Below are 22,672 nucleotides of genomic sequence, written 5' to 3'. Positions count from 1 at the left end.
GTCGCGGTCGTCGAGCCGGCAAACATCCCGTGACACCGGCGACGGCTTATCAGGCACGACGACCCAGTACCCGTCGTCTCCCGCGGCCGTTTTACTTTCACTCGGGTGTAAACCAGACTTTATACCCGAAGCCGCACAAGCTCGGTGTACATGCCTGAAGACGAACTCGAGGACCTTCCTGGCGTCGGCCCGGCGACCGCAGACAAGCTGATCGACAACGGATTCGAGAGCTACCAGTCGATCGCCGTGGCGAGTCCCGGTGAGATGTCGAACACGGCCGACATCGGCGAGTCGTCGGCCGCGGACATCATCAACGCGGCACGCGACGCGGCGGACGTCGGCGGCTTCGAGACGGGCGCGACCGTCCTCGAACGCCGCCAGGAGATCGGCAAGCTCTCCTGGCAGGTCTCGGAGGTCGACGACCTCCTCGGCGGCGGTATCGAGACGCAGTCGATCACCGAGGTGTACGGCGAGTTCGGCTCCGGCAAGTCGCAGGTCACCCACCAGATGGCGGTCAACGTTCAGCTCTCACCGGAACACGGCGGGCTCGACGGCGGCTGCATCTTCGTCGACTCCGAAGACACGTTCCGTCCCGAGCGGATCGACGACATGGTGCGCGGGCTCGACGACGAGATCCTCGCCGCCGAGATGGAGCGCCGAGAGGTCGAGGGGACCCCGGACGACGAGGAGGCGATGGAGACGCTCGTCGGCGCGTTCCTCGATCAGATCCACGTCGCGAAGGCGTTCAACTCCAATCACCAGATCCTCCTCGCCGAGAAGGCCAAAGAACTCGCGGGCGAACACGAAGAGGGCGAGTGGCCGATCCGCATCGTCTGTGTCGACTCGCTCACCGCTCACTTCCGCGCCGAGTACGTCGGTCGAGGCGAACTCGCCGACCGCCAGCAGAAACTCAACAAACACCTCCACGACCTCATGCGAATCGGCGATCTGTACAACACCGCTATCCTCGTCACTAACCAGGTCGCCTCGAACCCCGACTCGTACTTCGGCGATCCGACGCAGGCGATCGGCGGCAACATCCTCGGTCACGCCTCGACGTTCCGGATGTACCTCCGTAAGTCGAAGGGGAACAAGCGTATCGTCAGGCTCGTCGACGCCCCGAACCTCGCCGACGGCGAGGCCGTGATGCGCGTCCAAGGTGAGGGACTCAAAGCCGAGTAGCGACGGGTCGCTCGCTCACACCGCTCGGATCGGGCTGTACGAACGTCAACTTCTCCGGCTATTCGTCGCTACGGTCCGATATTGGGCCGTACACGCGCTCTCGTCGAGTCGCACGCGCGACGCGAATAGCAATATTTGCGCGGGACCGACGCGCACCGGCCCGAACACGCCGATCGTCGCCGTTTTCGACGATCGTGTCGTATCTGTGTCACTACGACCGTCAACCTTCCGTGCAAGAATTGCTCGCCGGCTGTCCAGAATACGACCTTATACATCTTAGATACGTCCTTATATTTGACGCGCTCGATCTGAGCGACAGAATTTTTTCCGGATCTCAACTCAAGTGTTTATATGTGTGGCTTTGCGGAGTGTCTAACGTGATTCACAGCACAAACGCGTGGTCAAACGCCACATTCGAACTGGATCGTACGCGGATCGGCCGGGCCGAGACGGAGGTATCCGATGACTGATATCGCCACGGTCGTCGAGGCGGTCAACCAGACCTGGATACTCACGGTCTCGTTCCTGATCTTCTTCATGCACGCGGGCTTCGCCATGCTCGAGGCAGGGCAGGTCCGCTCGAAGAACGTCGCCAACCAGCTCACGAAGAACATGCTGACGTGGGCGGTCGGCGTCTCCGTGTTCTTCGTCATCGGAACCGGCTTCGAGAGCCTGATGACCGGTGCCGGGTTCGCGCCTGCGGCGGGGGCCGGCGGCTACGTCGGCTGGCTGTACGGGGCCGTCTTCGCGATGACCGCCGCGACGATCGTCTCGGGGGCCGTCGCCGGCCGCGCGAAGCTCCGTGCGTACATAACGTACACGTTCCTGCTCGCGGCCGTGATCTACCCGATGGTCACGGCCATGACGTGGGCTGCACCGGAGACCGGCCTCGTCGAGCAGCTCGTCGGTGCGCCGTTCGCCGACTTCGCCGGCGGCATGATCGTCCACGGCATGGGCGGTATCGCCGGGCTCACGGCCGCGGCGGTGCTCGGTCCACGGATGGATCGCTACAACGACGACGACGGCAGCGTCAATGTCATCCCCGGCCACTCGATGACGTTCGCGGTGCTTGGCACCCTGATGCTTTGTTTCGGCTGGTACGGCTTCAACGTCGGCACCGCGGGCGCGTTCGACCTCGGTGACGGCGCGAACACGCTCAGTCTGGTCGCGATGGGGACGACCATCGCCATGGCAGCCGGCGCCATGGGCGCGGCGGCGGTCACCTGGATACAGTCCGGGAAGGTCGACACGCTGTACACCGCCAACGGCATGCTCGCCGGGCTCGCCGGCATCACGGCGATCCCGAACACGACCGCGTGGTGGGGCGCCTTCGTCGTCGGCGGGCTCGCCGGCATCCAGCTCCCGATCGTCTTCGACTTCGTCTCCGAGCGGCTCAAGATCGACGACGTCTGTGCCGTCTTCCCCGTCCACGGCAGCGCCGGCGTGCTCGGGACCTTGCTGATGCCGTTCGTGGCCGTTCCCGGTGCGTTCGAAGCGAGCGTCGGCACGCAGTTCGTCGCACAGCTGACCGGCGTCGTCATCATCGGCGGCTGGACGCTGACCGCGACCGCGGTCGTCTGGTACGTGCTCAAGGCGCTCGGGCAGGCGCGCGTCACGCCCGACCACGAGCAGGACGGCCTCGACATCGCCGAACACGGCGTCGAGACCTACCCCGAGTTCGGCGGCGAGCGCGTCGCGACCGACGGCGGACCGACCGTCGTTGACACCACCGAGTCTGGCCCGCGCGCCGACGGCGGCGTCGAGGCAGGCTCGCCGATCAAGATGGTCAGTGCGGTCGTCCGCCCCGACAAGCTCGGTGACATCAAACAGGCGCTCGCGGAGATCAACGCGCCCTCGCTCACCGTGACGAACGTCTCTGGCCGCGGCTCACAGCCCGCAAAGACGGGCCAGTGGCGCGGCGAGGAGTTCACCGTCGACCTCCACCAGAAGGTCAAAGTCGATGTCGTCGTCGCGGACATCCCCGCGGACGAGGTCGCCGAGGCCATCTGTGAGGCCGCCTCGACCGGCGAACCGGGCGACGGCAAGGTGTTCATCCTGCCGGTCGAAGACGCCGTGCAGGTCCGCACCGGCAAGAGCGGCACCGAGGCGGTCTGAGGCTCCGACTCAAACACCTCACCGTCGTCACTCGGATCCACTCGCTTGCGGTGCGGTCTGTTCGCCGTTGCGGTCTGTTTTCGGTTCTCGTCGCCACCTGTCGACGCGGCGGTCGACAACGCCTTTCACCCGGGCAGTCGTACGGCTATCTATGGAGCACCAGCGATCTCGCGACCTGTACGACCGCGCGCTGTCGGTGATGCCCGGCGGGGTCAACTCGTCGGTTCGGGCGACGATGCCGCACCCGTTCTTCGTAGAGCGCGGCGACGGGGGTCACGTGATAGACGCCGACGGCAACCGGTACGTCGACTGGGTGATGGGGTACGGACCGTTGTTGTACGGCCACGACCTCCCGGAGCCGGTGTCCGCGGCCGTCCAGTCACACGCGGCCGCGGGACCGATGTACGGCGCACCGACCGAGATCGAGGTCGAACACGCCGAGTTCGTCGCCAGACACGTCCCGAGCGTCGAATCGATCCGCTTCGTCAACTCCGGTACGGAGGCGACGGTGTCTGCGGTCCGGCTGGCGCGAGGTCACACCGGGCGAGACAAGATCGTCGTGATGCAGGGCGGCTACCACGGCGCTCAGGAGTCGACGCTCGTAGAGGGCGGTCCGGAGAATCCGCACCCGTCGACTGCCGGGATCCCCAAGTCGTTCGCCGAACACACCCTGCCGATCCCGTTCAACGACCCGGACGCGGCCACCGAGGTGTTCGCCGAACACGGCGACGACATCGCGGCCGTCCTCGTCGAGCCGATTCTCGCCAACATGGGCATCGTGATGCCGGTCGACGGCTACCACGAGACGCTCCGCGACCTGTGTACAGACCACGGCGCGCTGTTGATCTTCGACGAGGTGATCACGGGCTTTCGGGTCGGCGGCCTCGGCTGTGCACAGTCGCGATTCGGGGTCACGCCCGACCTCACCACGTTCGGAAAGATCATCGGTGGCGGCTTTCCCGTCGGGGCAATCGGGGGTCGCGCGGACGTGATCGAGGGGTTCACGCCCGCGGGCGACGTCTTCCAGTCTGGGACTTTCTCGGGCCACCCGGTGACGATGGCCGCGGGGAAGGCGAGCCTTGAGTACGCCGCCGAACACGACGTCTACGACCACGTGAATCGCCTCGGTCGGCGGCTCCGGGAGGGTATCACCGAGATCTGTCGCGAACGCGCGCCGGAGTACACCGTCGTTGGCACCGACTCGATGTTCAAGACGGTGTTCACCCGTGAGGCACCCGCCGACGTCGACGCCTGCTGTGCGGGAGGCTGTCGACAGGACGCCACCTGTGCCCGGTACGACCACTGTCCGAAGACCGGGGCCGACGTTGCCGACGCGGCGACCGACCGCTGGGAGCGGGTGTTCTGGCAGCGGATGGTAGACGAAGGCGTGTTTCTCACGGCTAACCAGTACGAGTGTCAGTTCGCCTCGTACGCGCACACCGACGAGGATGTCGACCGGACCTTAGAAGCGTACCGCGCCGCTCTGTGAGCGCCGCACCCGCCAGACCCGCGCCGATCCCGGAATACTCTTGTACGAGGCGACTCATACCGTTGTACAATGCTAGCAGTCGCTCGTCCCGACGCGCCTCGCCGAGGCCGACGAGCGCTGCGACTGCGACGAGGTGTCCGACCGCTGCGACCGGTTTCCGGCGCGGCGCGACGACCGGCCCTCCGTGGCCGATAACTTCTCTCCCTCGTCGCGTTCGCGCCAATTCGCCCCAGAGAGCCGTCGCTCTCTCGTGTGAGCGGCGGCGCTCTCAATAAATTCCAAAAATACTATCGGTGAATTTAATACCGGTCCGCCGGTCGTACACGGTAATGACACGCGTTGCACTCGCGTTCAGCGGCGGACTCGACACCACGGTCTGTGTGCCGCTTTTGAAAGAAGAGTACGGCTACGACGAGGTCATCGGCGTCAACGTCGACGTCGGCCAGCCGACAGACGAGTTCGACGAGGCCGAAGAGACGGCCGACGCGCTCGGACTCGACCTCCACGTGGTCGATGCAAAAACCGAGTTTGCCGACCTCTGTTTCGACGCGGTGAAAGCGAACGCGACGTACCAAGGCTACCCGCTCGGCACCGCGCTTGCCCGTCCCGTCATCGCCGAATCGATCCTCGAGGTCGCCGTCGAGGAGGGGTGTGACGCCATCGCACACGGCTGTACGGGGAAGGGGAACGACCAGCTCCGCTTCGAGGCCGTCTGGCGCGGCTCAGATCTCGAGGTCATCGCGCCGGTTCGCGAGCTCGGACTTACCCGCGAGTGGGAGATCGACTACGCAGCAGAAAAGGACCTGCCGGTCGAAGCCGGCGACGGCGGCGTCTGGTCCATCGACGAGAACATCTGGTCGCGTGCGGTCGAGGGCGGGGAGCTCGAGAACCCCGACTACGAGCCGCCGGCGGACATCTACGAGTGGACCGCAGAGCCCGACGGCGAGACCACGATCGAGGTGACGTTCGAGGCGGGCGTCCCCGTCGCCGTCGACGGCGAGGAGATGGGCCCCGTCGCCCTCATCCAGCACCTCAACGAGCACGCGGGCGCGTACGGCGTCGGGCGCACCGACGTGATGGAAGACCGCATGCTCGGCCTCAAGGTGCGCGAGAACTACGAGCACCCGGCCGCGACGGTACTGCTCACCGCCCACCAGGCGCTCGAAGACCTCGTGCTCACGAAGAACGAGCGCTCGTTCAAGGCGGGCATCGAACACGAGTGGGCCGAGAAGGCGTACGAGGGGCTCGTCTTCGCGCCGCTCGTAGACGCGCTCGACGCCTTCATCGACGAGACCCAAGAGACGGTGACCGGCACCGCGACGGTGAAGGTGTCCGGCGGCAGCTGTCGGGTCGTCGCTCGCGACTCGGCGTACGCGGTGTACTCCGAGGAGATGGCGTCGTTCAACACCGAAGACGTCGCCGGCATCGCACAAGAGGACGCCACCGGCGTCGCGAAGTACCACGGGCTCCAAGAGCGGCTCGCGAACGGCGTGGCCGCGTCTGTCTCGGCGCCGGAGCTCGCGACGGACGGACGCGGCGACGCCTCGGGCGACGAGTAGATGCGCGACAGCGAACCCGACTCCGACCGGCAGCCCGACTCCGACGTCGGCTCCGATACCGCCGCGGACGACGAGCGTGGGACGGCCGTTCGTCGCGACCGGTTTAGCGGCGGCCCCGCCCGCGGGTTCCTCTCCAGTTTGGCCGCAGACGAGGCGTTGTTCGTGGCCGACCTCGCGGTCGACCGGGCGCACGTCGTCGGGCTCGCCGAGCAGGGGATTCTCGAGGACGCGGTCGCAGGCTCCATTCTGCGGGCGCTCGCGGACGTGGAGGCCGCCGGTCACGAGGCGCTCCCGGCCGGCGAGGACGTCCACGAGGCCATCGAGACGGCCGTCATCGACCGGGTCGGCCCGGACGGCGGCCGGATGCACACCGCCCGCTCGCGCAACGACGAGGTGGCCACGTGCATCCGATACCGCCTGCGCGAGGACCTCCTCGACGCGGTGGCGGCGACGCTGACGCTCCGCGAGGCGCTCGTCGACGTCGCGGACGCCCACACGAAGACGGTGATGCCGGGGTACACTCACCTGCAGCCCGCACAGCCGACGACGGTCGCCCACTACGTGCTCTCGTACGCGGGTGGGATCGCACGCGACACGACGCGGCTGCTCGACGCGTACGACCGGACGAACCGGTCGCCGCTCGGCGGGGCGGCGTTCGCGGGCACTCCGTTCGATGTCGACCGCGAACGCACCGCCGAGTTGCTCGGCTTCGATGGACTCGTCTTCAACGCGATGGACGCCGTCTCGACGCGCGACTTCCTCGCGGAGGCGGCGACCGCGTCGGCGACGCTCGCGACGACGCTGTCGGGGCTCGCCGAAGACCTGATCGTCTTCTCGAATAAGGGACTCGTACGGCTCGACGACGACTACTCGTCGACCTCCTCTATCATGCCACAGAAGGTGAATCCCGACACGCTGGAGCTGACGCGCGGGGTCGCCGGCGACGCGATCGGAGCGGCGACGGGGACGCTCTCGTTACTCAAGGGACTTCCCCGCGCGTACAACCGTGACCTCCAGCGCGCACACGCGAGTGTACTCGAGACGGTCGACGACGTCCGCGAGGCGACGGCCGTCGCGGCGGGCGCCGTCGCAACGGCCGAGTGGCGGACCGACCGGCTCGCGGCGGCCGCCGGGGCCGGATTCTCGACGGCGACGGGGGTCGCCGACCTGCTCGCGGCCGGTGGGATGCCGTTCCGGACGGCCCACGAGGTTGTCGCGACGGCGGCCGAGACGGTCGACGACGACACGTCACCGTCGGCTGCGGCCGACGTGGTCGCGGCCGCGACGGACGCGGTAGCGGACGAGTCGCTCACGACGTACGCGAGTCGCGCGGCGGTCGAAGCGGCCCTCGACCCGGCAGAGAGCGTCGTGAGTCGCGACTCGACCGGTGGGCCCGCGCCCGATGCGGTCACCGAGGGACTCGGCGTCGCCACCGACGCGCTCACCACGGACCGTGACACGCTCGAGACGCGCCGCGATCGGTTGGCGGCCGCGGCCGAGACGCTCGACCGCGAGGTGGCGTCATATGTGTGATCGCGTGCGCATGTGCTCGGGGGCACGACGCCGACGTGCCCCGACCGCGGACACGCGGCCCGGCGCGGACTCGCCGGTCGAGCGACGTCGACCGCCCCGACGGTTGGCGCCGGCGAGCACCGCTCTGGGGCCGCCTGCGCCGCCGTGTCTCGCACGGATTCGTATTATCGAAAACTGACACTGAATCACACACGAGCGGTCTATCGCCTTCGTGTCCGAGTAGTGTCCTCTCTGCGTACTGTAAACAAAATTATAAGTTCGAAGGGTTTATGTTTTTAGCGACGCGAGTGGTGTGTACGATGACGAGCGAAACCGATCCGGTGCTGGCAGAGGACCCGATCACGGGCGAGGAGATCGAACTTCCCGCCGACGTCGAAGTCGGCGAGATCATCGACAGTCCGGTCACGGGGACCGAACTCGAGGTCATCTCGCTCGATCCCGTCACGCTCGAGGAGGCGCCCGAGCTCGAGGAGGACTGGGGCGAGTAGATGACGGTGACGACAGCGTGGTCGACATGCGTGTAGGCGTGCTCTACTCGCGGATCCGTCGGGACGAGAAGCTCCTGCTTGAAGCGCTCCGCGACCGCGGACACGCCGTCGAGAAGATCGACGTTCGCGACCAGCGGTTCGGCCTGACAGCGACCACCGCTCCCGTCGAGGACCTCGACGTCGTCGTCGACCGCTGTCTCTCGACGAGCCGGTCGCTGTACGCGACGCAGTTCCTCGAGACGTACGGCGTGCCGGTCGTGAACGCGCCAGAAACCGCGGACATCTGTGCCGACAAGGCGAAGAACTCGCTCGCGCTCGCGGCCGCGGACGTGCCGACCCCGGAGACGGAGGTCGCGTTCACGACCGACGCGGCGATGGAGGCGATCGAGTCGTTCGGCTACCCGTGCGTGCTCAAGCCCGTCGTCGGCTCGTGGGGGCGGCTGATGGCGAAGATCGACTCGAAGAGCGCTGCGGAGGCGATCCTCGAACACAAGGCCACGCTCGGCCACTACGAACACAAGGTGTTCTACGTGCAGGAGTTCGTCGATAAGCCCGGCCGCGACATCCGCGTGCTCGCCGCTGACGGGGAGCCGATCGCAGCGATGACCCGCGCGGCGGACCACTGGCTCACGAACGCGGCGAAAGGCGGCGAGACGGCCGCGTTCGACCTCGACGAGGCTGCAACAACGCTCGTCGAGCGCGCCTCCGAGGCGGTCGGCGGCGGCCTCCTCGGGATCGACCTGATGGAGGTCGGCGGGACCGACTCCGGCGCGTACACCGTCCACGAGGTGAACCACACCGTCGAGTTCAAAGCGCTCACCCAGGCGACCGACGTCGACGTCCCCGCGCGGATCGTCGACTGGCTGGAGGCGACCGTGACGGCGCTCGACGACTCCGATCAGACGGACATCGACACCGACGAGGTCACCGCATGAGTGACGTCACTCCGACCGAGGCTGACGCTGACGTCGACGCCGACGCCGACGCCACCGTCGACGCGGACGAATCGTACACTGCGAGTGTCGTCGGCGGCACCGGGTTCACCGGCGGCGAGCTGTTGCGGCTGCTCGCCGGTCACCCGAACGTCGAGGTCGTCCAGGCGACCTCGCGGTCGGCCGACAACATGACCGTCGGTCGCTCACACCCGAACCTCCGCGACCTCGACCTCCGGTTTTCGTCGCCCGACACGCTCGAGTCGGTCGACGTGCTCTTCGCGGCGACGCCACACGGCGTCTCGATGGGGCGGATAGACGCGTTCGACGCGGCGGCCGACACCGTCGTCGACCTCTCGGCCGACTTCCGGCTGCCGACGGCCGCGGCGTACGACGAGTGGTACGACGGCCACGAGGCACCCGCACACCTCGAACGCGCGGCGTACGCGCTTCCGGAGCTCAACCGCGAGAACCTTCCCGGTGCCGAGCTGATCGCCAGCGGCGGCTGTAACGCCACCGCGACGATCCTCGGGCTGAAGCCGCTCGTCGACGCGGGCGTGCTCGGCTCGGACGACGGCGACGTCGTCGTCGACGTGAAGGTCGGCTCCTCCGAGGGGGGTGCCGGTGGCGGGGCGGCCTCATCACACCCCGAGCGCTCGGGCGTAGTGCGCCCGTACGCACCGACCGGGCACCGCCACGAGGCGGAGATCGAAGCGTACCTCGGGCTCGACGTCTCCTTTACCGTTCACGCGGTCGAGATGGTCCGTGGCGCCTCGGCGACGTGTCACGTCTTCCCGGAGGCACCCGTCTCGACGGGCGACCTGTGGCGGGCCTACCGCGAGGCGTACGCCGACGAGCCGTTCGTCCGCATCGTCTCCGGTGGGGGCGGCGTCTACCGGTACCCCGAGCCGAAGGCGGTCGCGGGCACGAACTACGCCGAGGTCGGCTTCGAGCTCGACCCCTCGAACGAGCGGATCGTCGTGTTCTCGGCGATAGACAACATGATGAAGGGATCGGCCGGCCAAGCGGTCCACGCGGCGAACGTCGCGCTCGGACTGCCTGAGACCGCCGGTCTCGAGTTCACGGGATTACACCCAGTGGGGTCGCCATGAGCGGGCCGACCACTCCCCCCGTCGTCGTCAAGGTGGGCGGCGCGGAGGCGGTCGACCCCGCCGGGGCGATTGCGGACGTCGTGAGCCTCACCGAGGCGGGTCGCGACGTCGTAGTCGTTCACGGCGGCTCGACGGTCGTCGACGAGACGATCGAACGACTCGGCATGGAGCCCGAGTACGTCGAGTCCGCCTCTGGCGTCACCGGTCGGTTCACCGACGCCGAGACGATGGAGGCGTTCACGATGGCGATGGCCGGCCGGCTCAACACGCAGCTGACCGCGCAGTGTCGTGCGGCCGGAATCGACGCGGTCGGTCTCTCCGGCGTCGACGGCGGGCTGCTCGCCGGTCCCCGCAAGTCGGCAGTGCGCGTCGTCGAGGACGGCAAACGGAAGATCCGCCGCGGCGAACACTCCGGGCGGATCGAGTCGGTCAACGCCGACCTGCTCGCCGGGCTGCTCGCCGACGGCTACACCCCGGTGCTCTCGCCACCGATGGCCGGCCACGAGTCCGACGGGACCGTGACACCAGTGAACACGGACGCCGACCGCGCGGCCGCCGCTGTCGCGGGCGGCCTCGACGCGACGCTCGTCCTGTTGACGGACGTCGCCGGCGTCTACGCCGATCCGGACGACCCAGACACGCTGATCACGTCGGCGACGACGCCGGCGGAGCTCGAGGCGGTTGAAGCCGCCGCCGAGGGGTTCATGCGGAAGAAGGTGTTAGCCGCGACGGAAGCGCTCGCCGACGGGGCCGACCGCGTCGTCGTCGCCGACGCGAACGCGACCGATCCGATACAGTCGGCACTCGACGGCGCCGGCACGACAATCACCGACTCGGCGCTCGCGGCGGCGGCCGAGCCGGCTGAGACTACCGCTACGGAGTCGGAGGTGAACGACGCGTGAGCGGGTTCGTCTTCTCCGAGAAACCGATCGAGATCACGAGCGGTGACGACGTGTACGTCACCGATGCGAACGGCACCGAGTACCTCGACTTTGGCGCGAGCTACGCGTGTGTCCCGGTCGGTCACTGTCACCCGGCCGTCGTCGACGCGGCGACGACGCAGCTCGAGGACCTCATGTACGTGCAGGCGTCGTACCCGAACGCGGCACGAACCGCGCTGTACGAGCGGCTCGCCGACACCGGGCCGGTCGACGTCGACAACGTCTGGCTGTGTAACTCCGGCACCGAGGCCAACGAGGCCGCACTGAAGTTCGCTCGCGCGGCGACCGGCCGCGAGAAGATCGTCGCGACCACGCAGGGCTTCCACGGTCGAACGATGGGGGCGCTCGCGACGACGTGGAAGGACAAGTACAAGAAGCCGTACGAGCCGCTCGCGGGCGGTGTGGAGTTCGTGCCGTACGGCGACGCCGAGGCGATGCGAGAGGCCGTCGACGAGGAGACCGCCGCGGTGATCCTGGAGCCGCTCCAGGGCGAAGGCGGGATCAACCCGGTCCCGACCGAGTACCTCCAAGCGGTTCGCGTCGCGACGGCCACGAGCGGCGCGGCGATGATCCTCGACGAGGTGCAGACGGGGCTCGGCCGCACCGGGTCGATGTGGGCGGCTGACCAACACGACGTGGTTCCAGACGTGCTCACGACCGCGAAGGGGCTCGGCAGCGGGCTCCCGATCGGGGCGGCGCTCTGTCGCGACTGGATCGCCGAGGCACACGGCGACCACGGCTCGACGTTCTCTGGCGGGCCGGTCGTCTCCGCGGCGGCCGGTGCGACCATCGACGTGATCGAACGCGAGGGGCTCGCTGCACACGCCGACGAGGTCGGCGCGTACCTCCGTTCCGAGGCCGAGCGCCGGCTCGGTGACGACGTCCGTGACGTGCGCGGTGACGGCCTCATGGTCGGCATCGAGGTGAGACGCGGCTCGAACCGGCTGCTCCGTGAGCTGGCGTTGAACCATCAGATACTCGCACTCCCCGCGGGCCGGACCGTGTTGCGGCTGTTGCCGCCGCTCACCGTCACCCGCGACCACGTCGACGAGCTGCTCGACGCCGTCGAAGAGGTGGTGTCGTGAGCCCGACGACCGAGGAGCGACGGGCTGGCGACCAGCGCGACGCCGCCGAGACGGCGACGGACGCCGACGAACACACCGACACCAACGCTTCGCCGACCGACACTGCCGCGGCCGACGCCGGAACCGGCTCCGACGTCGTCGCCGGCGGTGGCTACCCGCGCGCCTGTGACACGCCGGCGCGCAAGTTGTTGTACGACATGGTCGCCATCCCCTCGCCCTCGCGCGAGGAGGCGGCGGCCGCCGAGCGGCTCGTCGACTTCTTCGAGGCCAACGACCGGGAGGCGTGGATCGACGAGGTGGGCAACGTGCGCGCCCCGGCGAACGACGCGGTGTTGCTCACCTCCCACGTCGACACGGTCCCGGGCGACATCCCGGTCGAGGTGCGCCCGGCACCGCCAGCCGGCGAGCTGCCCGACTCCTCGACGGTGCCGATCGGCGAGCCGGGCGAGCCGGTGTTGTGGGGCCGTGGGTCGGTGGACGCCACCGGGCCGCTCGTCGCGATGGCGGTCGCGGCGGTCAAAACCGGCGTCTCCTTCGCGGGCGTCGTGCGCGAGGAGGTCGACTCCGGCGGGGCTCGACACCTCGTCGCAGAGCGCGACGCACCCGGGGCGGTCATCAACGGTGAGCCGTCCGGCTGGGACGGGATCACCTTGGGCTACCGGGGCCTGCTCGAGGGCACGTACGTGAACACCAGCGAGTCGGGCCACTCCTCGCGGCCGGAGCCGAACGCCATCCAGCACGCGATCGACTGGTGGCACGGCGTCGAGGAGGCGTTCACGCCCGCAGACCCTGACACCGCCGTGTTCGAGCAGGTGACGACGAAGCCCATCTCGCTCGACGGCGGGCTCAGCGACGACGGCCTCGCCGTGGAGACGACGATGGACGTCCAGCTGCGGATCCCGCCGTCGCGGCCGGTCGACGAGATCCACGAGCTCGCTGAGGGTGAGCTCTCCACCGGCACGGTCAACTGGGGAGAGCCGATGCCGCCCGTGATGGAGAGCCCTCGGACGGACCTCGCTCGGGCGTTTCGCGTCGCGATCCGTGCGGCCGGCGGCGACGTCAGACTGCTGCGCAAGACCGGCACGAGCGACATGAACCTCTTTGCGGCCGCCTGGGACTGCCCGATGGTGACGTACGGCCCGGGTAACTCCGAGCTGGACCACGCCCCCGACGAACGACTGCCGCTGTCGGCGCTCGACCGCGCCGTGACCGTCCTCACCGACGTCTGTCGCGAGCAGCTGTAGCGCCCACCTCTCCGACACCATGCCACTCGACACCACCGACTTCCTCGACATCGACGACGTGACGCCCGCGGAGCTCGACGCGCTGGTAGACCGTGCTGCCGCGCTCAAAGCCGGCGGGGTCGACCCGCAGCTTCGCGACCGAACGCTCGGGATGATCTTCGAGAAGCCGTCGACGCGAACCCGCGTCTCCTTCGAGACGGGGATGTCGCGGCTCGGCGGTCACGCGATGTTCCTCGGCCCGGACGACATCCAGCTCGGCCACGGCGAGCCGCTTCGCGACACCGCGCGCGTGCTCGGCCGGTACGTCGACGCCGTGATGGCCCGGCTCTTCGATCACGCCGACGCCGAGGTGCTCGCCGAACACGCCGACTGCCCGGTGATAAACGGTCTCACCGACGAGGCACACCCGTGTCAGACCCTCGCAGACCTCCTCACGATCCGGGAGTCGGTCGGCTCGGACGCGACGGTCGCGTGGGTCGGCGACGGCAACAACGTCGGCCAGTCGTTCGTGGTCGGCGCGGCGATGGCCGGGATCGACGTGTCCGTCGCGACGCCCGCCGGCTACGGGATGGACCCCGCGGTGTTCGACCGGGCGGCCGCCTTCGGCGCGGACATCGAGCCGACGACGGACCCGGCACACGTCGTCGCCGACGCCGACGTCGTCTACACCGACGTCTGGATCTCGATGGGCCAGGAGGCCGAGCGCGAGGAGAAGCTCGCGGCGTTCGACGGGTTCCAGGTGAACGCCGACCTGCTCGCCGGCACCGACGCGTCGGTGATGCACTGTCTGCCCGCCCACCGCGGCGAGGAGATCACGAACGACGTGTTGGAGTCGGACCGCGCGCTCGTCTGGGACCAGGCGGAAAACCGGATGCACGCTCAGAACGCGCTGCTCGTCGAGCTGCTCGCAGACGAGTGAGCCGGACCATCCGCCAGACCCAGGTGAACTAGCGCCTATCGCCCGCTTGGCAGCCCACCGCCCGCTTGGCACCCCACCGCCCGCTTGGCGCGCGATCACGCGAGCGACGGCAGTCGCGAGCGTCTCGCGCGAGGGAGCACCCGGCCGCACCGCCGCGGTCCCGGCGGTGCGGTCGGTGCGAGGCTGGGGAGGCGTGTGGCGGTCGCGTCCCGGCCGTCGCTACCGGAGCTTCCACCACAGCGACCGGAGCGTGTACCCGAGCGACCCGCGCTGATACCCGGTCCACCCGCTCATCCCTCCAGCAAGCGTCCGGGCGTCGTATCCCGCCGACTCGAGCAGCGCGGTCGCGCGTTTTGCGACGATCCCCATCTTGCAGACGACGACCACCTCCCGGTCGTCGGGAACCTCGTCGAGGCGCGCCCGGAGCGACGACTCGTCGCCGCGGCCGAGGTCGGTGTACAGGCGGTCAAGGCGACTGCCTCGGGGCTTGACCCCGAGGGTGAAGCCGACAGGATTATTATGATTGATACAGTATGATACAGTATGAGTCAGATGGAGTGTTATCCAAAAATCAGACAGCGTGGCGTCGTCACAATTCCCGAAGAAGTCCGAGATGGGCTTGATCTGGAAGAAGGCGACCAGCTGAAACTCACTGTCGAAAAGTTCAACTAATCACAATGAAACACACGCTCCGCTTCCGCGCATACCTACCCGATAACGTGGCGAGCGAAGCGTGGCGGCACATCGATATCCTCCGGCAGATCCGTAACCATGCCGTGCGAGACTACTACCGCAGTGACTACAACGACAAGCCATCTGACTACGACCAACACAGCAAGCTCAAAGACTGGACAGACCAGTGGCCGACCTTTGCAGAACCGTCGCAACACGCCGCACAACAGGCTATCAGCCAGATTCACAGCGATCTGGAGACGCTTCAAGAACGCCGAGATGCAGGCTACGAGGTCAGGCGGTTGCGCTGGCAAGGCAACGGTGAGTTTCGGTCGGTACCGTACAATCAGTCTAGTCGCTTCAACGTGGATCACAACACGGGCGACGACCGATTCGTGCGACTTCGACTCGAAAAGATTGGCTGGTTCAACATCCGGGCAGACCGCGACGTACCACCGGCAGAGGATATTGACGAGGTTATCCTGAAAAAAGAGCCAACCGGTGAGTGGTACGTCTCACTCGTCACCACTATCGAAGACACACCCGAAAAACCGCCACTCAGCGAGATTGACCCAGAGGACTGTGTTGGTGTTGACCTCGGTATCACGAACTACATCCACACCTCTGAAAACCTGTCTGTGGATACGCTTGACCTGTCCGATGAGTACGACCGTTACGCCCGCGAACAGCGGAAACTCGACCGGAAAGAACACGGGTCGAACAACTGGGAAAACCAACGCCGGAAGGTAGCCCAAGCGAAACGAGCAATCAAGCGGCAGGTGCGAGACTACCAGCATAAGCTCACGACGTGGCTAGTCACAGAGTATGATGTCGTTGCTGTCGAAGACTTAGACGTAAAGCCAATGCTGGAAACCAGTCAGAACGCGAAAAACAAGCAAGACGCTGCGTGGTCACGGTTTATTGAACTGTTGGAATACAAGGCTGACCTACACGGTACCCATGTTGAGAAGGTGAAACCGGAAGGGACGACAAAAGAGTGCGCTGTGTGTAGTGTTGAGACGGATAAGCCGCTGTGGGTGCGAGAACACTCGTGTCCGGCGTGCGGCCATACGGAAGATCGTGACCTGAACGCGGCGAAGAATATTCTCTATCGCGGACTGAAGCAGTTAGGGGCGGGACGCTCCGAAGCAACGCCTGTGGAGATTGGGCTCTCTGCGTTCACACCTCAGCGAGAGGTCGTGGATGCAAAGCGCATCGTGGAAGCAGGAAGCCCCGGGGCTTGACCCCGGGGTGGGTTCACACCGGGACGTTGTGGCTCCCGTCGATCGCGTTCGCGTCGTACGCAGACTCGGGGCGGATGTCCAACAGAAACGGGTCGTCGCCGGCGTCCAAGCGGGCCGCGAGCTCGTCGGGGCGGATGCGACTCATCACCCGTGGTTCGAGGTTCGTGTGCAAAGCCGTACCGCTCTGTGCTCCCCGATGACCGACGGGTACCACTGCACCGAACGCGACACCGCCCATTATGTGCCCGGCGGCCGACATGCTGTGCATGGACGCCATTTCTTTCGGCACGGACGGCTGGCGCGCGACACTCGACGTCTTCACCGACGACCGCGTCCGGATCGTCGGGCAGGCGGTCGCCGACCACCTCGCCGCGGCCGACCACGACGAGCCGGTCGCCGTGGGCTACGACGCCCGCGAGACGAGCGAGGGGTTCGCCGAGAGTCTCGCGGCGGTGCTCGCGGGCAACGGCTTCGACGTCCTCTTGCCGGAACGAGACGTCCCCACCCCGCTCGTCGCCCACGCCATCGTCGCCGAGGGACTCGCCGGCGCGTGTATGGTGACGGCCTCGCACAACCCGCCGGAGTACAACGGCGTGAAGTTTATTCCGAGCGATGGGGCCCCGGCACTGCCGGCCGTTACCGAGGACATCGTCGACCGGTTGGCGACGCCAGACCTTCGGCCCGAAGCCGAGCGCGGGACGATCCAGCGACACGACTTCGTGAGCGGGCACGCCGCGGCCGCTCGCGAGCTCGTCGACGCCGATCTTGACGGGCTCACCGTGGCGTACGACGCGATGCACGGCAGCGGCCGCGGGGTGACCGACGCGCTGCTCGAGTCCGCCGGCGCGGAGGTGCGCCGCCTACGCTGTGACCGGGATCCGACCTTCGGCGGGGAGCCGCCGGAGCCGAGCGCTGAGCACCTCGAGGAGCTCGCCGTACTGGTGACCGACCCAGAGAGCGACGTCGACCTCGGCGTGGCCAACGACGGCGACTCCGACCGGGTCGCCGTGGTGACGCCGGAGCGCGGCGTGCTCGACGCCAATCTGTTTTACGCCGCCTGCTACGACCGGTTGCTCGAGTCGGCTACTGGTCCCGCAGTTCGGACCGTGTCGACGACGTTCCTCGTCGACCGGATCGCCGAGGCACACGGTGAGACGGTGTTCGAGACGCCGGTCGGGTTCAAATGGGTCGCGGAGGCGATGCGCAAGCACGACGCGCTCTTTGGCGGCGAGGAGTCGGGCGGCTTCTCGGTCCGCGGGCACGTCCGCGAGAAGGACGGCGTGTTGATGGCGCTGCTCGCGGCGGACGCGGCCGACGCGGAGCCGTTCGACGACCGAGTCGATCGCCTCCTCAACGAGCACGGAACGATCGCGGCCGGGAAGGTCTCGATAGACTGTCCCGACGACCGCAAAGACGAGGTGCTCGCCGCGCTCGACGACCACATCCCGGAGACCGTCGAGGGGCAGTCGGTGGCCGAGGTCGTCACGCTCGACGGGTTCAAACTGCTGTTGAGAGACGGCTCGTGGCTGCTCGTGCGCCCGTCTGGGACGGAGCCGAAGCTCCGGGTGTACGCGGAAGCGGAGACGGACGACCGCGTTGACGCGCTGCTCGCGGCCGGTCGCGACCTCGTCGAGCCGCTCGTGTGAGGCGACGGCCGTCGGACCACCGAGCCGCCGAGTCGACTCGAGATCGGCGGCATACTCGGGATCAGCGGCCCACTCGGGATTGGTGGCCGGTCCGGACTCGGCGGCCGACGTGGGTTCGGTGACCGGTTCGAAGTCGTGATCGCCCTGGGGGCGTCTGCCGACCCCGCGCCGCGGTCCGAGCCCCGATTGGGTGGGTTTTTAGGGGATACCGCCGTAGCCGAGGGTATATGTTCAAGGCCATCGTGGGCGCGTCGACGCTGCAGGACGCGCTCGACTCGGTCAGCGTGCTGGTCGACGAGTGTAAGATCCGCCTGAACGAGGATGCCCTCTCGATCCGCGCCGTCGACCCCGCCAACGTCGGCATGGTCGATCTCACACTCGAGGCCGCGGCCTTCGAGTCGTACGACGCCGACGGCGGCGTCATCGGGGTAAACCTCGCCCGGCTCGAGGACATCGCCGGGATGGCCGACTCCGGCGATCTGATCCACCTCGAACTCGACGAGGAGACCCGCAAGCTCCACATCGAGATCGACGGCCTGTCGTACACGCTCGCGCTCATCGACCCCGAGTCGATCCGCCAGGAGCCGGACATCCCCGAACTCGACCTGCCGGCCGAGATCGTCGTCGAGGGGGCACAGCTCGACCGCGGCGTCACGGCCGCCGATATGGTGTCGGACCACATCCGCCTGCGTGTCGCCGAGGCCGACGAGGCGTTCCTCGTCGAAGCCGAGGGCGACACCGACGACGTCGACCTCGAACTCACCCGCGAAGACCTCATCGCGCTCACCGCCGGCCCGGCCGACTCGCTGTTCAGTCTCGATTACCTCAAAGACATGAACAAGGCGATCCCCGGCGACGCCGAGGTCACCGTCGAGCTCGGCGAGGAGTTCCCGGTGAAGCTGCACTACGGCTTCGGCGAGGGGCTAGGACAGGTGACGTTCATGCTGGCGCCTCGGATCCAGAGCGACTGACGGTCGTCGTCGGTAGCCGGATCGTCACCCGCGTCCCACGAGGCGTCCGGTCCGCGTAGGTTACCGTCGCGCCGAGTGCACTCGCGCTCCACTCGATCACCCACAGCCCCAGCCCCGAGCCGTGTTCGAGGGCCGTCTCGCGTCCCGACTCGATCGCCGCCACCTCGTGGTCGGGGATGCCCGGTCCGTCGTCTTCGACGACGATCTCGAGTCCAGTTCCGTCTCCGTCAACGTCGTCACCCCCGTCCGTCGCCGTGGTCCGGAGCGTAACCCGTGCCCACGCCTCGCCGTCGTCGCGCTCTGTCCCCTCGCCGTCGTGGTGTTCGATCGCGTTCTCGACGGCGTTCTCGAGCATCGCCCGAATCGCGTCCCGTCTGGCCCGTATCGTCGTCGTCGTCGAGTCGTCGACGACGCACTCGATGGACGCATTTGGTTCGCGCTCGCGGGCGGCTGTGACGACGGCGCCGGCCTCCTCGCGCACGTCGACCGTGACGGAGTCGCCCGTGGCGAGCACCGAGTCGACCGTGCTCGCCTTCTCACCGAGCCCGGCGAGTGCGTCGGCCCGGCGTTCGATCGCGTCTGCCATCCGCACGAGTTCGGGGTCGTCGAGCCGGTCTGCCAACAGCTCCCCGTACCCCGTGAGCACGCCGGCGTCGTTCCGGAGGTTGTGCCGGAGCACTCGGGTGAGCACCTCGAGTCGTTGTCGTCGCCGCTCGCGTTCGGTGACCTCAGAGAGGACGACGGTGTAGCCGACGTGGGCCGCACTCGGATCCGTCAGCCGTGAGACGGACAGCTGGTAGCTCCGGGTCACGCCGTCGACGTCGAGCCCGACGGTCGCTCCGTCCGTCTCGAGGTCGATCGGCGCGTCGACGACCTCGTCGATCGGACGCTCTCTGGCGGCTTCGGTTTCGTATCCGAACACCCGCTCGGCGGCTGGATTGAGCCGGACGACGCGGCGGTCGAGCGCGAGCACCGCGACCGGGTCGTCGAGGTCGTCGATCGCGGTGCGCTCTGCGGCACGGCTGGTCGTCGGGTGCCGCTCGAACATCGACGCGCGACGAAACGCGTACGCGTCGAGGAGGACGTGTGGGACGAATAACACCGGTGCCAGCTGAAGCTGTGGCGTCGGTCCGACACCGAGCGCCCAGCCGATGAGCGCGAGTCCGGGCGGCAGCGAGCTCAGCGCGACCGCAGCGCTCTCGCGTTTGTACAACGGACCGTAACTGAGCAGCGTGTCGACGAGGAGGAAGACCCCGCTGGCGACGAGCACCGTCTCAACCGCGACGACGAGGACGGCCCACGGACCGAGCGTGTACGACACGGTCGAGACGCCGAAGACGGGGTCGATCTGCAGCCCCGTCCAGACGAGACCGTGGGTCGCGTTCGTCGCGACGAGGAGCGTCGAGAGCGCGCCGAAGCCGAGGACGGCCGTGAACAGCCGGCTTCGTCTCACGTCGCTTCGTCCGGTGTAGCCGAGCGCGAAGCCGAGAAACGCGATACCGGTCCAGACGATGCCGATCCACGTCGTCGCCTCGAGCGCGGCCCGGACGAGCCGCTGGTCGACGAGCAGCCCCGCGCCGTACGAGAGACACCACGTCGCCTGTGCGGCGAACACTCCGAGGAACCAGTCGACGCCGGGCCGACCTCGGCGTCTGCGGAGACCGAGCGCGAGCCCGATCGCCCCGATGCCGCCGGCGAACGAGCCGAGCGTCGGCCACGCGAGAAGTGAACCGGCAGTCACACGACGTGATACGGGCTGCGCGCGCCTAAATGCTCTTTTTTTAATCGTCTGCCACCGAGACGGTCTCGTCCCGGCTGACGAACCCGTCGTCGGTCGCTCTGGCGGCGACCGATGGCTGAAAGACCCAGGCCGTCACCAGTAGAATCGGAACCATCGACAGGGCGACGACCGAGTAGCCGACGTGGAGGTTCGGTAAGAACGGTGCCGCGTACACGAGCGGGTAGACGATCCCCCCGACGGTGCCGACCCCGCCGACGACGCCGGCGACCGCGCCGGAACTGTTCGGGAACATCGCCGGCACCTGTGCGAAGATCGCGCCCTCGGCGAATGCACACCCCATCCCGACAAGGAACCCGACGCCCACGGCGAGTAACACTTGCCCGCTCAAGCCGGCGACGGTCATGGCGAGCATCGCCACGAAGACGAGACACAGCGAGAGGAACGTCCACTGCTCGCGGTACCGCCCTTCGAACACCGGGAGGATGTCTCGCTCGTTGCGAGCCAGCACGTCGCTTATGTATCCACCGAACGGCCGCAACAATCCGGCTGCAATCGAGAACGTCGCGGCGAACGTCGACGCTAGCACGAGGTCGTTCGTGTTGAACCCTTCACGGTAGTAGGTCGCCAGCCAGCCGTTCATCGACAGCTCGAGTCCGAACGTCATCACGTACGCAAACGCCAACACGACCGTTCCGTACCGTGTTGCGGTGAAGAGCCACTCTTTTATGCTCGCTTTGTTTTTCGTCGCGACGCGTTTTTGCTCGCTCTTTGCGGCCTCACCGAAGACGTAGTAGACGCCGGCGAGCAGGATCGACACGACGCCGGTGTAAAAGAACGCGGCACGCCAGTTCGTCGAAAACAGTGGACCGTTCCACCCGGTGGAAAACACGCGTGGGAGAATGAGCGCCCCGCCGGCCGCGCCCGCGTTCCCGATCCCCGCGTAGATTCCCTCTGCGGTTCCTAACTCGTCGGCTTCGAACCACTCCGAGACGTGCTGAATGCCGATCACGAACGTGATGCCCGCGGTCGCCACGATGAGTCGCGTAAAAAAGAACACCGCGTACGACTCGGCAAAGGCGCTCCAGATCGAGAACACGCCGACGTACGCGAGTACGATAGCGAAGATGACCGGTGCACCGAATCGGTCCGAGAGCCACCCGGTGAGGATGCGGCCGAACGGGGCGAGCCAGATGGCCGCACTGGCCAACACGCCGATCTCGGCGAGTGACAGGCCGAACTCCTCGGCCATCGGCCCGGTGAAGGGGGCAAACGAGAACCAGATGAGAAACGAGAAGTTGAACCCAACCGTCGCGAGCAACAGCGTTCGGTACTTCGTCATCGGCAGTGGACTGTTCATACGGCGCGTCCCTCCGTCTCGTTCTGCTCTCTCTTACCCACCGTTTTACACACGTGCTGTTTGTCTGATCGGCTGTGATCTACTTGAATCATAGCCGGATTCTCAACTAAAGGGTGTACTTGTACGGCCGCACTGTTCGTCTCGATATGTGGTGGAATCTGTTCGCATTTCCTGCGACCAGTGTCGTATTTGTAGTTTTCCACGTCAATACACAATATTGCCGTAGTTAATAAACGATACTATTGACATATGTTTACATTGAGGCGAATATAGACCACATTCTAACGTACGTGGCTCTGACAATATTAGTTCAGATACTCACGAGAGAAATTAATTTCTTTCACACGATGCTATCGATTTTCGAAGATCCTACAGAGAACAGAGGAGAGAGCCCACGACTTCAGTCGTGGGAGGAAGTCAAAATCGGTATCTCAGATCAACT

20 protein-coding genes are annotated in these 22,672 nt (G+C 67.0%); 16 read left to right on the top strand and 4 right to left on the bottom strand.

Annotated features, from left to right (window positions below; genetic code table 11):
- Nucleotides 1-150: 150 nt before the first annotated feature.
- From radA to argF, 12 genes are all read left to right on the top strand, one after another.
- Nucleotides 151-1,182 (top strand): DNA repair and recombination protein RadA, encoded by a 1,032-nt coding sequence (gene radA / locus ACNTAO_RS10470; RefSeq protein WP_435161952.1) that lies wholly within the window; start codon nucleotides 151-153, stop codon nucleotides 1,180-1,182.
- A gap of 462 nt (nucleotides 1,183-1,644) precedes the next feature.
- Complete coding sequence (locus ACNTAO_RS10465) at nucleotides 1,645-3,297, top strand: ammonium transporter (protein WP_435161951.1); 1,653 nt, start codon at nucleotides 1,645-1,647, stop codon at nucleotides 3,295-3,297.
- Between the two features lie 151 nt (nucleotides 3,298-3,448).
- Entirely contained in the window at nucleotides 3,449-4,786 is a 1,338-nt protein-coding gene (gene hemL / locus ACNTAO_RS10460) for a glutamate-1-semialdehyde 2,1-aminomutase (protein ID WP_435161950.1), read from the top strand.
- Between the two features lie 329 nt (nucleotides 4,787-5,115).
- Nucleotides 5,116-6,345, top strand: coding sequence for an argininosuccinate synthase (locus ACNTAO_RS10455; protein ID WP_435161949.1), 1,230 nt, complete (start codon nucleotides 5,116-5,118; stop codon nucleotides 6,343-6,345).
- On the top strand, nucleotides 6,346-7,878 hold the full coding sequence (gene argH, locus ACNTAO_RS10450; RefSeq protein WP_435161948.1) for an argininosuccinate lyase: 1,533 nt from the start codon (nucleotides 6,346-6,348) through the stop codon (nucleotides 7,876-7,878). It abuts the gene before it with no gap.
- A 299-nt stretch (nucleotides 7,879-8,177) separates the two neighbouring features.
- Nucleotides 8,178-8,366, top strand: coding sequence for a lysine biosynthesis protein LysW (lysW, locus tag ACNTAO_RS10445; RefSeq protein WP_435161947.1), 189 nt, complete (start codon nucleotides 8,178-8,180; stop codon nucleotides 8,364-8,366).
- A gap of 26 nt (nucleotides 8,367-8,392) precedes the next feature.
- Nucleotides 8,393-9,301 carry a lysine biosynthesis protein LysX gene (gene lysX / locus ACNTAO_RS10440; RefSeq protein ID WP_435161946.1) on the top strand — a complete coding sequence of 303 codons (909 nt, stop codon included), beginning with the start codon at nucleotides 8,393-8,395 and terminating at the stop codon, nucleotides 9,299-9,301.
- Nucleotides 9,298-10,410 (top strand): N-acetyl-gamma-glutamyl-phosphate reductase, encoded by a 1,113-nt coding sequence (argC, locus tag ACNTAO_RS10435; RefSeq protein ID WP_435161945.1) that lies wholly within the window; start codon nucleotides 9,298-9,300, stop codon nucleotides 10,408-10,410. The genes lysX and argC overlap by 4 nt, the downstream gene beginning before the upstream one ends.
- Nucleotides 10,407-11,312: an acetylglutamate/acetylaminoadipate kinase gene (locus ACNTAO_RS10430; protein ID WP_435161944.1), complete on the top strand. Its 906-nt coding sequence runs from the start codon at nucleotides 10,407-10,409 to the stop codon at nucleotides 11,310-11,312. Before argC ends, ACNTAO_RS10430 begins: the two co-directional genes overlap by 4 nt.
- Nucleotides 11,309-12,436, top strand: coding sequence for an aspartate aminotransferase family protein (locus tag ACNTAO_RS10425; RefSeq protein WP_435161943.1), 1,128 nt, complete (start codon nucleotides 11,309-11,311; stop codon nucleotides 12,434-12,436). The genes ACNTAO_RS10430 and ACNTAO_RS10425 overlap by 4 nt, the downstream gene beginning before the upstream one ends.
- Nucleotides 12,433-13,680: a [LysW]-lysine hydrolase gene (locus ACNTAO_RS10420; protein ID WP_435161942.1), complete on the top strand. Its 1,248-nt coding sequence runs from the start codon at nucleotides 12,433-12,435 to the stop codon at nucleotides 13,678-13,680. Before ACNTAO_RS10425 ends, ACNTAO_RS10420 begins: the two co-directional genes overlap by 4 nt.
- 19 nt (nucleotides 13,681-13,699) lie before the next feature.
- Nucleotides 13,700-14,599: an ornithine carbamoyltransferase gene (argF, locus tag ACNTAO_RS10415; protein WP_435161941.1), complete on the top strand. Its 900-nt coding sequence runs from the start codon at nucleotides 13,700-13,702 to the stop codon at nucleotides 14,597-14,599.
- Between the two features lie 219 nt (nucleotides 14,600-14,818).
- On the opposite strand, the gene ACNTAO_RS10410 is transcribed toward argF, so the two are convergent.
- Entirely contained in the window at nucleotides 14,819-15,127 is a 309-nt protein-coding gene (locus tag ACNTAO_RS10410; RefSeq protein WP_435161988.1) for a rhodanese-like domain-containing protein, read from the bottom strand.
- A 15-nt stretch (nucleotides 15,128-15,142) separates the two neighbouring features.
- Between ACNTAO_RS10410 and ACNTAO_RS10405 the strand changes: the two genes are divergently transcribed.
- Both ACNTAO_RS10405 and ACNTAO_RS10400 read left to right on the top strand, forming a co-directional pair.
- The gene (locus ACNTAO_RS10405) at nucleotides 15,143-15,271 is read left to right on the top strand and encodes an AbrB/MazE/SpoVT family DNA-binding domain-containing protein (protein WP_435161940.1); all 129 of its coding nucleotides are present in this window, start codon (nucleotides 15,143-15,145) and stop codon (nucleotides 15,269-15,271) included.
- Nucleotides 15,272-15,276: 5 nt separating this feature from the next.
- Nucleotides 15,277-16,515, top strand: a complete 1,239-nt coding sequence (locus ACNTAO_RS10400) for an RNA-guided endonuclease InsQ/TnpB family protein (protein WP_435161939.1) — start codon at nucleotides 15,277-15,279, stop codon at nucleotides 16,513-16,515.
- A gap of 13 nt (nucleotides 16,516-16,528) precedes the next feature.
- On the opposite strand, the gene ACNTAO_RS10395 is transcribed toward ACNTAO_RS10400, so the two are convergent.
- Nucleotides 16,529-16,660 (bottom strand): rhodanese-like domain-containing protein, encoded by a 132-nt coding sequence (locus ACNTAO_RS10395; protein ID WP_435161938.1) that lies wholly within the window; start codon nucleotides 16,658-16,660, stop codon nucleotides 16,529-16,531.
- 121 nt (nucleotides 16,661-16,781) lie between these two features.
- On the opposite strand from ACNTAO_RS10395, the gene ACNTAO_RS10390 reads away from it, so the two are divergent.
- Together ACNTAO_RS10390 and ACNTAO_RS10385 are read left to right on the top strand one after the other, a co-directional pair.
- The gene (locus ACNTAO_RS10390; RefSeq protein ID WP_435161937.1) at nucleotides 16,782-18,161 is read left to right on the top strand and encodes a phosphoglucomutase/phosphomannomutase family protein; all 1,380 of its coding nucleotides are present in this window, start codon (nucleotides 16,782-16,784) and stop codon (nucleotides 18,159-18,161) included.
- A gap of 227 nt (nucleotides 18,162-18,388) precedes the next feature.
- Nucleotides 18,389-19,132, top strand: a complete 744-nt coding sequence (locus ACNTAO_RS10385) for a DNA polymerase sliding clamp (protein WP_435161936.1) — start codon at nucleotides 18,389-18,391, stop codon at nucleotides 19,130-19,132.
- On the opposite strand, the gene ACNTAO_RS10380 is transcribed toward ACNTAO_RS10385, so the two are convergent.
- Entirely contained in the window at nucleotides 19,101-20,873 is a 1,773-nt protein-coding gene (locus ACNTAO_RS10380) for a histidine kinase N-terminal 7TM domain-containing protein (protein WP_435161935.1), read from the bottom strand. The genes ACNTAO_RS10385 and ACNTAO_RS10380 overlap by 32 nt on opposite strands.
- Nucleotides 20,874-20,913: 40 nt before the next feature.
- Complete coding sequence (locus ACNTAO_RS10375) at nucleotides 20,914-22,212, bottom strand: MFS transporter (protein ID WP_435161987.1); 1,299 nt, start codon at nucleotides 22,210-22,212, stop codon at nucleotides 20,914-20,916.
- Between the last annotated feature and the right edge of the window lie 460 nt (nucleotides 22,213-22,672).

This window comes from Halorubrum zhoui (assembly GCF_051194155.1).
In the GTDB taxonomy this organism is placed as follows: Archaea; Halobacteriota; Halobacteria; order Halobacteriales; family Haloferacaceae; genus Halorubrum.
The sequence above is the reverse complement of the archived record's forward strand: the minus strand, read 5'-3'. Positions and strand labels throughout refer to the sequence as shown.

Excerpts from the sequence above, each read along its gene's own strand:
- argC (WP_435161945.1), top strand. The coding sequence starts at position 9,298 with ATGAGTGACGTCACTCCGACCGAGGCTGACGCTGACGTCGACGCCGAC.
- argF (WP_435161941.1), top strand. The coding sequence starts at position 13,700 with ATGCCACTCGACACCACCGACTTCCTCGACATCGACGACGTGACGCCC.
- hemL (WP_435161950.1), top strand. The coding sequence starts at position 3,449 with ATGGAGCACCAGCGATCTCGCGACCTGTACGACCGCGCGCTGTCGGTG.
- ACNTAO_RS10400 (WP_435161939.1), top strand. The coding sequence starts at position 15,277 with ATGAAACACACGCTCCGCTTCCGCGCATACCTACCCGATAACGTGGCG.
- ACNTAO_RS10430 (WP_435161944.1), top strand. The coding sequence starts at position 10,407 with ATGAGCGGGCCGACCACTCCCCCCGTCGTCGTCAAGGTGGGCGGCGCG.
- ACNTAO_RS10385 (WP_435161936.1), top strand. The coding sequence starts at position 18,389 with ATGTTCAAGGCCATCGTGGGCGCGTCGACGCTGCAGGACGCGCTCGAC.
- argH (WP_435161948.1), top strand. The coding sequence starts at position 6,346 with ATGCGCGACAGCGAACCCGACTCCGACCGGCAGCCCGACTCCGACGTC.
- lysX (WP_435161946.1), top strand. The coding sequence starts at position 8,393 with ATGCGTGTAGGCGTGCTCTACTCGCGGATCCGTCGGGACGAGAAGCTC.
- ACNTAO_RS10390 (WP_435161937.1), top strand. The coding sequence starts at position 16,782 with ATGGACGCCATTTCTTTCGGCACGGACGGCTGGCGCGCGACACTCGAC.
- radA (WP_435161952.1), top strand. The coding sequence starts at position 151 with ATGCCTGAAGACGAACTCGAGGACCTTCCTGGCGTCGGCCCGGCGACC.
- lysW (WP_435161947.1), top strand. The coding sequence starts at position 8,178 with ATGACGAGCGAAACCGATCCGGTGCTGGCAGAGGACCCGATCACGGGC.
- ACNTAO_RS10375 (WP_435161987.1), bottom strand. The coding sequence starts at position 22,212 with ATGACGAAGTACCGAACGCTGTTGCTCGCGACGGTTGGGTTCAACTTC.
- ACNTAO_RS10395 (WP_435161938.1), bottom strand. The coding sequence starts at position 16,660 with ATGAGTCGCATCCGCCCCGACGAGCTCGCGGCCCGCTTGGACGCCGGC.
- ACNTAO_RS10455 (WP_435161949.1), top strand. The coding sequence starts at position 5,116 with ATGACACGCGTTGCACTCGCGTTCAGCGGCGGACTCGACACCACGGTC.
- ACNTAO_RS10405 (WP_435161940.1), top strand. The coding sequence starts at position 15,143 with ATGAGTCAGATGGAGTGTTATCCAAAAATCAGACAGCGTGGCGTCGTC.
- ACNTAO_RS10465 (WP_435161951.1), top strand. The coding sequence starts at position 1,645 with ATGACTGATATCGCCACGGTCGTCGAGGCGGTCAACCAGACCTGGATA.